Genomic DNA, 13,165 nt, shown 5'->3' on the forward strand with positions numbered 1-13,165 from the left:
TCTATAAAAATGGATGTCGCCCGCTGATTCGGGCGACATCGTTCGACTTGGTTCGACTTAGTTCGACATCCTTAGGCATTCCGACATGACCACAGCAACAATCGCAACAGTGCCGGTTTCTGGTATAGCTACCGAAAGATCGCGATCACAATTGAAGCGCGACTTACGGGCAGCACAGTTGCGCAAGAAAATTACAGCACTTGCGTTAATCGCCCCCCTCGCCATTTTTTTGCTGATCACGTTTATCGTTCCCATCGCCGTATTGCTCGTCCGCGCGGTCGATAATCCCGAAGTAGCATCAACTTTGCCAAAGACAATAAAGGCACTCAGTCATTGGGATAAGAAAAGCTTACCGGATGACGCTGCGTACTCTGCCTTGTCTGCCGATCTGACCATTGCCAAAGACAACAATACAGGTGGGACTTTGGCACGCCGCATCAATTCTGAAATTCCCGGTGCCCGTTCCGTCATCATGAAGACAGTCCGTGCCATGCCACTGCTGGATACCGATGGCCATCCGCTGACAGAAAAAGAAGTGAAACCAGCCCTGATTGCGCTGGATGAACAATGGGGGCAACCAGAATACTGGCAAATCATTGCCAAAAACGACGCACGATATTCCCCGTATTACCTGCTCGCCTCACTGGATATGAAGCAAGACCGCTTCGGCAAATTTGAACGTGTCGATGATGAGCAGGCAGTCTACGTCAAGATATTTTCACGTACCTTTGTCATCAGCCTGGTAGTGACCTTGTTATGTCTCGTTACCGCCTATCCACTTGCTTACTGGCTCTCGCTGATGTCCGAGCGGCGCGCCAATCTGTTCATGATCCTGGTATTAATCCCGTTCTGGACTTCGATACTGGTCAGGGTCGCAGCATGGATCGTTCTGCTGCAGTCGGAAGGCCTGGTCAATAAAGGGCTGATGGCAGTCGGACTGACACAGGCACCGCTTGAACTACTTTTCAATCGTTTTGGCGTGTATGTTTCCATGACCCATATTCTGTTGCCGTTCATGATTTTGCCTTTGTATAGCGTCATGAAGGCGATCCCGCCTACCTATATGCGTGCCGCCATTTCACTGGGCAGCCATCCTTTCGCTGCATTCTGGCGTGTGTACGTGCCGCAAACCTTACCTGGAGTTGCCGCCGGTGGATTACTGGTGTTTATCCTGGCACTCGGCTACTACATCACCCCTGCTTTGTTGGGTGGTCCAAATGAACAGATGGTCAGCTATTACATTGCCTATTTTACGAATGTAACGATCAACTGGGGTATGGCCTGTGCCTTGGGTAGTCTGCTGCTCGCTGCGACACTGGTGTTGTATAGCATTTATCTGCGCTTCACAAAAACCGAAGTCGCTTCGTAAGGGAAATGATCAAATGAAATCTTCTTTGCCACTTTTTCCTCCCCATGCGTCCTTCATTGAACGTATATGGTTCATTTTCCTGCGAGCTGCAAATGTGCTGACTTTGCTGTTTCTCGTTTTGCCAATTTTGGTCATCATTCCCCTGTCTTTCTCAGACAGTACATTTCTGGCCTATCCTATCCCTGGATTTTCTTTGCGCTGGTATGACAACCTCTTGCATTCAAATGAATGGATGCGTGCCGCGAAAAACAGCTTCATCGTTGCGCCACTGGCCACAGTCATTGCTACCGTACTGGGAACGCTGGCAGCAATGGGCTTGAATAAAGCCGCATTTACCGGCAAGGCATTATTGATGGCTATCCTGATTTCACCTATGGTCGTGCCAGTGGTCGTGGTAGGTGTCGGCGTGTATTTGTTCTTTGCCCAAATCGGGCTTTCAGACAGCTATACCGGGTTGATATTTGCCCATGCCGCATTGGGTGCGCCATTTGTCGTCACCACCGTGTCGGCGACCTTGCAGGGTTTCAATCACAATCTGGTGCGAGCCAGTCTGAGTCTGGGAGCAGGCCCAATCAGAACGTTTTTCCGCATTACCTTGCCAGTGATTGCACCCGGTTTGATTTCCGGTGCCCTGTTCGCTTTTGCCACATCGTTTGACGAAGTTGTGATTACCTTGTTTGTTGCAGGACCAGAGCAAACAACTTTGCCACGTCAGATGTTTACTGGCATACGCGAAAATATCAGCCCCACCATCGCTGCGCTGGCAACGATACTGATCGTATTCTCAACTTGCCTGCTGCTCGCACTGGAGTGGCTGCGTGGCCGTAACAAGGCTGCGGCAAAATTTTAATCAGGAAAACTCATGTTACAGCTTAAAGATTCAACATTGCTGCGTCAGCAAGCCTATTTGAACGGCAATTGGTGTGATGCTGACGATGGCAGTACTTTTGCAGTCCATAATCCGGCAACTGGTGAGTTGTTAGGACATGTGCCACGAATGGGCACTGCTGAAACACAACGTACCATTCTGGGAGCAAAGGATGCATGGCCAGCGTGGCGGAAAAAAACAGGCAAAGAGCGCAGCGCGATTTTGCGCCGCTGGAACGATTTGATGCTGGCCAACCTGGACGACCTGGCATTGATCATGACCGCCGAGCAAGGAAAACCACTTGCCGAAGCAAAAGGCGAAATCGCTTATGCCGCTTCGTTTATTGAATGGTTTGCCGAAGAAGCCAAGCGTGTGAGTGGTGACACTTTGCAGTCCCCCTGGAGCGATCGCCGCCTGCTGGTGCAAAAGGAACCAATCGGGGTTTGTGCCGCGATCACACCTTGGAATTTCCCTGCAGCGATGATCACACGAAAAGCCGGCCCTGCATTGGCCGCTGGCTGTCCCATGCTGGTCAAACCGGCTGAAGCAACACCTTTTTCTGCGCTGGCCTTGGCGGAACTGGCACATCGTGCCGGTGTGCCCGCAGGCGTGTTTAGTGTGCTGACTGGAACACCTAAAGAAATCGGCGCAGAAATGTGCAGCAATCCGACAGTGAGAAAACTGAGCTTCACAGGGTCAACCGCCGTTGGTCGCCTGCTGATGCAGCAAAGCGCGCAGACGATCAAGAAACTGTCTCTGGAACTGGGTGGAAATGCACCATTCATCGTGTTCGACGACGCGGATCTCGACGCCGCAGTGGAGGGCGCGATGGTATCCAAATTCCGCAATGCCGGACAAACCTGTGTGTGTGCCAATCGCATCTATGTGCAAGACGGCGTATACGACGCTTTTGCGGCAAAGCTGGTGGCAGCCGTAGAGAAACTGCGCCCTGGGAATGGCATGGAAGCAGAAGTCAATCAGGGTCCGTTGATCGACGAAAAAGCTGTACAGAAAGTTGAAGCACATATTGCCGACGCCGTAGCACATGGTGGCCGGATATTGACCGGTGGTCGACGCCATGCTTTGGGACACACCTTTTTTGAACCTACCGTCATTGCAGATATCAGTGCCGATAGCCTGGTTGCCCGCGAAGAAACCTTTGGCCCACTGGCTCCACTGTTCCGTTTCAAAACAGACGAGGACGTCATTGCCATGGCCAATGACAGCGAGTTTGGTTTGGCCAGTTATTTCTACGCGCGTGACATTGGCCGCATCTGGCGCGTGGCAGAAGCACTGGAGAGCGGTATGGTCGGTGTCAACACAGGACTTATCTCGAATGAAGTTGCACCGTTTGGTGGTGTGAAGCAGTCAGGGCTGGGAAGAGAAGGGTCACGCTATGGCATGGACGATTACCTGGTGATGAAATACGTCTGCCTTGGTGGATTGTAATTCGCAAATATGCCGGTAGCAGCAACCAGAGTAACGCTATCTCCGTGGTGTCACGCACTGGTCGGCCTGAAGGGTGGATACCACAACGTTTCAGTAGCGCCGTCAATACACACCTTTGTTCCTGTCATTGGATAGCCTCTATCGATTCGGCACCGGGCTGGCCGGCATATCGACCAACCGGTTTGCCAGCTATCCCGGCGAGCGGCAGCGCTCAAGAAAGAATGCTAATTACCTTGACTGCTTCGATTTATATCACTTAGGATTTGCATATTTACAACGTTGCTGTCGAATTGATTATGCCTCTTAAGAAAATCGTCTTATTCATTGCAATCAATTGCATCTTGATATCGCAGACCCATGCCGCTGGCTGCAAGTTACATCACGTTCCCGTAGAACCACTCACGCCGGGGCACTATAAGGTATTTCAGGCAAAAGCCAATTCTGTCGAATTAAACTTCAAAAGCGATGCCAATGATCCTGAAGTAGATGCTTTTCCTGATCCGCCACTGACGGTAAAGCAACTCGCCAACCATACCCAATGTGAAATCAATAGCGGTATCTGGGTCAGGAAAGATATTTACTTCAGCCAGGATGAGCAGGTGTTGGTCACCCACGAATACAGCGGTTCAAACGATTTTCTGATGTTTTACAAGACTGCCGATTGCAGCAAATTGCATGAACTGGATGTGTCCATGTCCAGGTGGAAAATCACTGGCAATACGATACGTGTGCAAAATATGGAAGACCAAAAGAAAGTTCAAAAACCCGTACAGTATGTGCTGGATGCTAGCTGCAAGCCAGTCAGCAAAAAATAAGAATGAAAAAACCGGCCTGTCAGTCAACACAGGCCGGCTAGTGGACTGTAACAGTTGAAACAGAAGTGAATGGCGCGTGCCCGGCGATCAGGGCAAGGAGCAAAGCGCAGCGATAGTGGGACTATCGCGAGCATTTGCAACGCAGCCATGGTCGGCGCGCACGTGACAGACGCTCTGTTTTCAATTGTTACAGTCCACTAGATAAATCAATGCTTCAGCAGGCGATACATCAAGCCAGGTGACGCAATTCCCGCAAAGCTACCGATACCGGTGCCAGGTCTGGTCCCTGTGCGCTGATGGTGGTCAGCAGAGCGGTCAGCCTGTCTATGGCTGGGGCATGCTGGGCACGCCAGTTGCTGACTTCTTCCTGGCGCGACAATAGTCCACGGGTGATCTGACTGGCAATCGAATACACATCGTCACGTGCACTGCCACGCGCCTGGGTCTGCCAGAGTGTGTCTGTAGGCAGGCGGTTGATCTGATTACGCCAGCCAGTCAGACCCAGCTCGTCATCGATACCAAAGTAGGCACGGGCCGCCTGTTCCAAACCACTGCTGGTGCTTTGTGCCAGATCTACCAGATCCAGTGCCGGGAAGATGTATTCCAGCGCTGTCAGGTTTTGCGCCAATGTAGCTTCGACACCTGCCTGCGTCAATGCATCTGCCTCTTTTTGCCAGTTGGCATGGGCATTGGCAGGCAGCCAGTCGTCGAGTTGCCAGCGCATTTCACGCGCTGCCGGCTGATAACGCTGTATCAGCGTCGGCAGATCGGTGCTTTGCGAACGTATGCGCAGCATCCAGCGTGAAGCCCTTTGCGCAATCGCAATCAGCTTGGACAGCAGATCCAGTTGCAGTTTTGAATCAACCACATAATCGAGTGCATCAATCTGATCCCACAATGGTTCCAGGTCAAATATCTCACGTGCCAGGGTGAAGGCGCGAATCACATCAGCTGCGGTCGCACCAGCTTCCGATGCGATGAAGTTGACGAAGGTCGCACCGGCACGGTTCACTACCGTATTGGTAATGAAGGTGGCAATGATTTCACGTTTCAGTGGATGATGCGTAATTGCTTCGGCAAAACGTTCAGACAAGACTTGCGGGAAGTAAGCTTTCAATGCACGGCTGAAGAAAGGATCGTCCGGCAAATTGCTGGCCACCAGTTCATCAAACACCGACATTTTGGCATAGGCCAGTACTACCGCACCTTCCGGTGCAGTCAGGCCCTGCTTCAAGGCCTTGCGATGGAAAATTTCATCATCGCTGGGCAGGTATTCAATGGCACGGTTCAGACGGCCCTGTTTTTCCAGCGACTGCATCAGCCTTTGCTGGCCATCAAGTACATATAGTGGGCGATGTGTGCCAATATCCAGCGCCTGGCTTTGATAATAATTATCGGTCAATACCAGGTGGCCGACTTCATCCGTCATCGAGGCCAGCAAGTCATTACGCTGCTTGAGCGTCAGGTCGCCTGCTTCGACGATGCTACCCAGCAGAATCTTGATATTGACTTCATGATCAGAGCAATCGACACCAGCAGAATTGTCTATCGCATCGGTATAAATGCGGCCACCTTTCTGCGCGAATTCTATACGGCCATTCTGGGTACAACCCAAATTGCCGCCTTCTGCCAAAACCTTGCAGCGCAAGTCATTGCCATTGACGCGGAAGGCATCGCCTGCCTTGTCACCGACTTGCGCATGGGTTTCATATTTGGCTTTGACATAGGTGCCTATGCCGCCGTTATACAGCAGATCAACTGGTGCCTGCAGAATGGCGCGCAGCAATTCTACCGGAGCCAGTTCAGCCGTTTCTATACCCAATACAGCGCGTGCCTCAGGGCTAAGGCTGATGGATTTTGCCGTACGTGGATAGACTCCGCCACCGGCAGAAATCAAACTCTTTTCATAATCATCCCAGCTGGAACGCGGCAGGTTGAACAGGCGCTGACGCTCGGCGAATGAAGCCGCGACATCCGGTGATGGGTCGATAAAGATATGACGGTGATCAAATGCTGCTACCAACTTGATATGCTGGGACAACAGCATGCCATTACCAAACACGTCACCTGACATGTCACCGATACCGGCCACGGTGAATTCGGTATCTTGTGTATTCACACCCACGGAACGGAAATGACGCTTGACCGATTCCCATGCGCCACGGGCGGTGATACCCATTTTCTTGTGGTCATAGCCGACCGAGCCACCGGATGCAAACGCATCACCGAGCCAGAAACCGTAATCTGCCGATACGCCATTGGCGATATCCGAAAAGGTTGCCGTGCCCTTATCCGCCGCTACCACCAGGTAAGGATCGTCAATATCATGACGGATGACCTGCTTCGGTGGAACTACCGCACCCTTGACAATATTGTCGGTCAGGTCCAGCAAGCCAGACAGGAAGATTTTGTAGCAAGCCACACCCTCTGCCTGATAGGCTTCGCGGTCTGTCGCCGGTGGCGCATTCTTCAATACAAAACCGCCTTTGGAACCGACTGGCACAATGACCGTATTCTTGACTTGCTGGGCTTTTACCAGACCAAGGATTTCCGTTCTGAAATCTTCGCGTCGGTCAGACCAGCGCAAGCCGCCACGGGCCACTTTGCCGCCACGCAAATGCACGCCTTCAACACGTGGTGAATACACCCAGATTTCAAACAGGGGTTTAGGTTCTGGCACACCCGGTACTTCACGAGGATTAAGCTTGAAACTCATGTAGGGTTTGAACGCGCCGCTCATCGTGGTTTGCCACAGATTGGTACGCAAGGTGGCGACGATAGTGGCGATAAACTGGCGCAAGATGCGGTCTTCATCCAGGCTCGCTACATTGCTCATCTGGGTTTCCAGCTGTTCGCGTATATGCTTTTGGGCCTGCTCGCGGTCACCGACATAATCGGGCTTGAAGCGAGCACCAAACAGTTCGGCGATCAGTTGCGTAATTGGCGCATTCTTGTTCAATGCTGCTTCTATATAGTTCTGGCTATAGGCAAAACCCAGTTGCTTGAAGTAACGTGAACAGGCACGCAAAACAGCGATGGAACGTGCATCCAGCGCGGTACTAAGCACCAGGCGATTCAGGTCATCACTTTCTACATCGCCACTCCAGGCTTGTGAAAACAGGTTTTCAAAGCGCAGTTTGACTGCGGATAAATCCGTGTTGACAGGTAATTGCAAACCCAGATCATGTATCCATAAAGTCTCGGCACCACTGACGATGGCATAAGGATGTTCATCCAATACCCTGGCACCCATGTGTTCCAGCACAGGCAGGGAATCGGATAAAGCCACTTTGCTGGTGTTATAAATCTTGAAGCGTAACATGCCCGGCCCGGCATCCAGTGGTCTATACAGCTTGACCATCATCGGTGAAGTTGCATTCAGGCTGGCCAGCATTTCTGCATCTTCTGCACCGACCAATGCAGAAAAATCTTCACGATACGCCGTAGGGAAAGCATTCGCAAAACGATTCGCCAGGCTCAGGCCATTGCCTTCACCATGCGAGCGCAACAATTCTGACGTGCAATCGTCTTCCCAGCGTTGCGCCAGTTTGGCGATACGCGCTTCCAGCATATTCAGGTTTACATTTTGTGGTGCATGGTCTTTGGCCCGCACCAGATAATGTATCCGTGCCAGCGGGCTATCGGTCAGCATGGGTGTGAATTCGATAGACTGCCCATTCAGAGCGATCATGAGCTCATTGCCAATCTTTACCCGCAACTCGGTGTTGTAGCGGTCACGAGGCACAAAAGCCTGGGCAGAAGTGAAACGACCAAACGGGTCGCGGCGCAGGAACAAACGCGTGCGCTGGCGTTCTTGCAGGCGCAAGATACCGATCGCATGTTCCGCCAGCGTGGCCGTGTCGATCTGGAACAATTCATCACGCGGATAATCATCAAGTATGGCTTGCAGGGATTTGGCAGCATGGCTTTCCGGCACCACGCCCGAAGTACTCATGACATCTGCCACACGCTGGCGTACCAGCGGGATATTGCTGACTGGTTCAGAATACGCCGTGGAGGTATACAAGCCCAGGAACCGCGATTCACCAATGACATTACCAGCGTCGTCAAAACGCTTGACGGCGATATAGTCCAACCAGGCTGGCCGGTGTATGGTGGCCCGTGTCATGGCCTTGGTAACCATCACCATTTCGGTCGATTCCATCAGGGCTATCACTTCTGCCGGCAGGCGGGTTTCCGAGGTTTTTACTGCACCACGCAAAATGCCCAGGCCAGATTCGGGCAAGGCCACCAGACTGACCGCGTCACCATCGCGCCGCAAGTCATAATCGCGGGCACCCAGGAAGGTGAAGTGACGATCTTCCAGCCACTGCAAAAAGGCGATGGCTTCATCACGTTTTTCGGGGGACTGGGTATATTTTTCGCAGGCAGCACGTACTGCACTGACCCTTTCCAGCATGGGTTTCCAGTCGACCACAGCACCACGCACATCAGACAACACGCGCTGCAAATCTTCTACCAGCGCCTGTTGCGCCACCTGGTCAACGATGCGGTCACATTCAACCAGGATCAGGGATTCAACCGGGTCATTGCGTCCGGCAGCCTTGGCGGCTGCCACGGTGCTAACCGAAGTCACACTGCCACTGGCATCGCGCGCCACGCTCATCAGTGGATGCACGATCCAGTGCGCAGTACGGCCTGTACGGTTAATCGCCATCGTCACCGAATCGACCAGGAAAGGCATATTGTCGTTGACGATTTGCACCACTGTGTGGTCGCTGACAAAACCGTCTTCTGCCAAGGTCGGGTTAAACACGCGTATCTTCGGTGTATGTGCTGTACGCGGCGCATCGAGCAAACGCCAGTGGGCATTCGCCTGCGCAAACAGAGTTGCCGGTCCACGGGTGATGATTTCATCCGGGTCAGTATTTTCAAAATACGCCGTAATAAATTGGCCCTGACGCTCAGTAGCAGGTCCTGTGTGCGCTTGCGCATAAGCGATCAGCTCAGCGAAGTGGGAAATGGTCATACGTTCTCCTTCTGATTGGAAGATAACGAGAGGTGAGTTTGCAGCGGTGCATGCAATCTATTGGTGCAAGTATCCTCCATTATGCACGTTCAAACAAACGGGATTTCCAACACCAAAACGAGCACGACCGTGCGACAAACTGACGAAACCGGATAAAGAATGATATTGCGAGCTTAAGTGTTGCTTACTTCGACAAAAATGCAGGCAAAATACAAAAATACTCCGACAGCGATAAATGCAAATTTTCTGCGCTGCCTCAAATTCTCAAATCAGGCAGGTAAGGAAAAATACACGTAAAAACCAATGTGCAGTGCAACATACATGGTCGATCATCAATGCGTACGATCATTGAAGCGCACCGGCTGCATGAACCAGGCCACAATACTGGCTACCAGCATGATGGCGGCAACCCACACCAGGCTGCGCCAGGGTTGGCCGCCGCTTTTGATGATCTCAAAACTCTCTACAAATACGGTTTCACAGGCACCGTTACCGGTATCGGTGCGGACTATACTGGTGCCGCGCTTGAAGGGTATGCCGTTATGACGGTGTGAATATTCGGACAGGCGACCACGAAAGTGGATCTGGTCACCTACCTGTACCTTTTGCATTATTTTGGCAAGCCTGGTCTGATCGGTCAGCAAATGATTATTTGAAATCGCGGTTTCGTCAAAGGCGGCAAAGGCTTCCATCGAACTGCTGCCATAATTGCAGGTGAACTGGCTGCTGGAAAAACTCAATTCTTCATAGGCACCGGTTTTCACATTCTTACCCCAGACTACGCACAAATCCACCACGTTCAGATTATCGTTCCATTCGCGGTGCAAATAATCCCACCAGGCATTCGCATCATGCTTGCTGACAACCAGCCCTACCAGATCGTAGTCGTACAGCGGCTGTACAGTATAGGTGACGCCACCCCTGGTGGTCTGGAATGCCTTTTGTGTGATTTCAGTCTGTACCGGCTCATTCAGCAATACCGGATTCAAGGCTGTCGGGGGCGGTAATATATCGCGTCGCCAGATAGAAATCACCAGCAGCCAAACGCTGAAAAACACCAGCCAGCGCAAAGCGGTTCTGATCATGAATGGGCCGCCACGATGTTGCTCAATCCAGTTTCAACAGACTGGCATCATGCAGGGAACAGGACTGGACTTTGGCACCAAAGAAATCAGCCTGCAATTGAAATGCACGCAAAATGCGCTGTCGCCCGGCTTCATCTTCAGGCAGGCTGAACACCACTTTCAAGAGTGGCGTACCAGAAGTGGCGGTGACTGCGAGCGGGCTAGGTTGCAATGAAGACGCAGGAGCAACTGATACGACTGACACGGTTGATACAGCGTCACCTTGCTGACGGCGCATTTCTGCCAATATCTCGGCTTCGCCGACGATAACGCTGTCATGCACGCCCTGGAATTTTTTTGCACCGCCACTGCTGACGGCGATACCACCGGTAATTTCAAATTCGACAGAGGAAATTCTTTCGTAATGAAAAGCTTCCCAGCCGCTTTGTTGCTGTTTGCTCTGTGCCACGACCGCCATGGCTGCTGCGGCCAGGCCACCACCAGCAATCATCCCTACCGGCAACATGTCTGCCAGGCTGGTGGGAAGGGTGTCTTGCAAAGGATCGCTCATCGTCAATGCGTCAATAGAAAAAGGGCCAGCCTGTATTGTATTCTTGTTCCAGAATGCAATACAGAACTGACCCTCTGCAGCGGTAATATCTGCTGATTTATTTCTTGCCGTCAGCAGTTCCTGTTGTTTCCTTGCTGTCTTCCTTCTTTTCTTCTGCTGGCGGGTCTTTAGGCAGTGGCTTACGCGGCAACATGTCGTTGCGGTTCGCTGCATGAGCAACAAAGCTGGCCAATACCATGGAAGCCTGGGTCAAATCGCTTTTCTGTGCTTTGTCATATACATCCATACTGGAGTGATGGGTACGGCTGAAATAATCCATGTCGTCCTGGACGAACTGGAAACCAGGCACGCCAACGCGGTCAAAACTTACGTGGTCAGTGCTGCCGGTGCTGCGCAAGGTGGTGGTAGTGGCGCCGACATCGTTGAAAGGGGCCAGCCAGGCATCAAAAATCGGTTTGACGGCTGCATTGTTTTCCGCATAGATGCCACGGATCCTGCCACCGCCATTATCCAGGTTGAAATACGCAGAAATCTTGCCATGCATGGGCTTGATGCTCATGGGGCCGGTCAGCTTGCGGGCAAACGGCGGCAATTCCAGTTCCTTGGGATCGGTCGGTTCGGGGCGAGAGGCTATCCATTTATTGACATAGGCACGTGAACCCAGCAAGCCCTGCTCTTCCCCGCTCCACAAGGCGATGCGTATGGTACGGCGTGGCTTAAAGCCGCTGACTTTCAGCAAACGTACAGCTTCCATCACCATCGCGACACCGGCTGCATTGTCGGTGGCACCGGTACCGCCGTGCCAGGAATCCAGGTGGGCACCCAGCATGACGATTTCATCTTTCTTGTCGCCACCAGGGATTTCTGCCAGTACATTGACGGCGGCTTCCGGGTCTTCAGCGTTGAAACTGGCCTTGATATCAATTTCCAGTTCTACGTCTTTTTTCTTTTCTACCAGACGGTACAGGCGATTATAGGTCTCGCTGGCCACTACCAAGTTGGAGGGGCCGGTGGCTTCATCCTTTTTGTAAGAGCCTCCTTCCTGGACAAAAATGGTGCCGTCTTCGCCCCGCGTGACGTTCAGTGCCGCCAGCACTTTCTCTTCCATCAGGAAAGTGCGCAATTTTTTGCGGAAGGCCAGTTGTTTGATATAGGTCGGCAAATCACCGCGACGCGAAGGCTCTGCTTCAAAATCGACTTTGGTCAGTTCATCCAGTTCTTCATGCGAATAGCGATGTGCATCTGCCTTCATATGGGGTTTGATGGGCAGAGGGTCATCCAGCATCACAATGGTGCCAGCCAGCTTGCCCTTCCATTTGGCAAGATCTTCATCAGTCACCATTTTCGCGACCACCAGCTTGCCGCGTTGAACGCCATCGGTGCCTGGCGTCCATGCCTTGGTGATGGCGTACACATCAAACTGAGAGGGCGAGACCATGCGCAGCGTGGTTCTTTCCAGCGTCCAGCCACGGCCAAAGGGGGCAAAGCTTTCGCTATGCACATTTTGCAGGCCCCATTCACTGAGTTTTGAACGGGTCCAGTCACTGGCTTTGCGCAATGCGGGTGAGCCGGTCAGGCGTGGTCCGATTTCATCGGTCAGCACACCAAAAATTTCCTGGGCTTTGGAGCGGTTCATGGCTTCATCACGCAGCCGGGTGATGAGTTCAAGATCGATTTTTTCTTCATTCGCGGCAGCCGCATACGTGGCGCTTGCGGTAAAACTGCTGGCGATGATGGCGGTACCCAATAAAACGTGAAACATGCGCATTGCTGGTCTCCTGTGGGAAATCTGGGGTGTCGTTGATGGTGACATTGCTATTTAACAAAGCTGTGCCGGGTTTGGCCTGCTTGTATGGCCTATTGTAAAAAGCAATTGAAAAGCATTGCTTGGAGTTAACAATTGCACTTTTGTTCCTTGTTTTCAGAGGAATTCAGGAAAAATTCTCGTATTTACAGGAAATTCATCTGGAAAATGGAGGTAATTGATTGACAATGCATATCAACGTACCGGGCCGCCACTGGGATATGCAGTCTTTAAT

8 protein-coding genes are annotated in these 13,165 nt (G+C 52.0%); 4 read left to right on the top strand and 4 right to left on the bottom strand.

Going from position 1 to position 13,165, the window contains the following annotated elements; genetic code table 11:
• Positions 1 to 85: 85 nt before the first annotated feature.
• From AC1RVX_RS01455 to AC1RVX_RS01470, 4 genes are all read left to right on the top strand, one after another.
• Positions 86 to 1,369 carry an ABC transporter permease gene (locus AC1RVX_RS01455; protein ID WP_493214790.1) on the top strand — a complete coding sequence of 428 codons (1,284 nt, stop codon included), beginning with the start codon at positions 86 to 88 and terminating at the stop codon, positions 1,367 to 1,369.
• Between the two features lie 13 nt (positions 1,370 to 1,382).
• Positions 1,383 to 2,219 (top strand): ABC transporter permease, encoded by an 837-nt coding sequence (locus tag AC1RVX_RS01460; protein ID WP_493214791.1) that lies wholly within the window; start codon positions 1,383 to 1,385, stop codon positions 2,217 to 2,219.
• 12 nt (positions 2,220 to 2,231) lie between these two features.
• A complete protein-coding gene (gabD, locus tag AC1RVX_RS01465) occupies positions 2,232 to 3,686 on the top strand; it encodes an NADP-dependent succinate-semialdehyde dehydrogenase (RefSeq protein ID WP_493214792.1) in 1,455 nt (484 codons plus the stop codon).
• Positions 3,687 to 3,982: 296 nt separating this feature from the next.
• On the top strand, positions 3,983 to 4,501 hold the full coding sequence (locus AC1RVX_RS01470) for a hypothetical protein (protein WP_493214793.1): 519 nt from the start codon (positions 3,983 to 3,985) through the stop codon (positions 4,499 to 4,501).
• A gap of 229 nt (positions 4,502 to 4,730) precedes the next feature.
• Here the strand turns inward: AC1RVX_RS01470 and AC1RVX_RS01475 are convergent, their stop codons facing one another.
• The 4 genes from AC1RVX_RS01475 to AC1RVX_RS01490 form a co-directional block, all read right to left on the bottom strand.
• Complete coding sequence (locus AC1RVX_RS01475) at positions 4,731 to 9,491, bottom strand: NAD-glutamate dehydrogenase (protein WP_493214794.1); 4,761 nt, start codon at positions 9,489 to 9,491, stop codon at positions 4,731 to 4,733.
• A 332-nt stretch (positions 9,492 to 9,823) separates the two neighbouring features.
• Positions 9,824 to 10,576, bottom strand: a complete 753-nt coding sequence (locus AC1RVX_RS01480; RefSeq protein ID WP_493214795.1) for a hypothetical protein — start codon at positions 10,574 to 10,576, stop codon at positions 9,824 to 9,826.
• A gap of 22 nt (positions 10,577 to 10,598) precedes the next feature.
• Positions 10,599 to 11,126, bottom strand: coding sequence for a hypothetical protein (locus tag AC1RVX_RS01485; protein WP_493214796.1), 528 nt, complete (start codon positions 11,124 to 11,126; stop codon positions 10,599 to 10,601).
• A gap of 97 nt (positions 11,127 to 11,223) precedes the next feature.
• The gene (locus tag AC1RVX_RS01490) at positions 11,224 to 12,894 is read right to left on the bottom strand and encodes a M20/M25/M40 family metallo-hydrolase (RefSeq protein WP_493214797.1); all 1,671 of its coding nucleotides are present in this window, start codon (positions 12,892 to 12,894) and stop codon (positions 11,224 to 11,226) included.
• Positions 12,895 to 13,165 lie beyond the last annotated feature (271 nt).

Source organism: Undibacterium sp. GW821-FHT11B02, assembly GCF_058808955.1.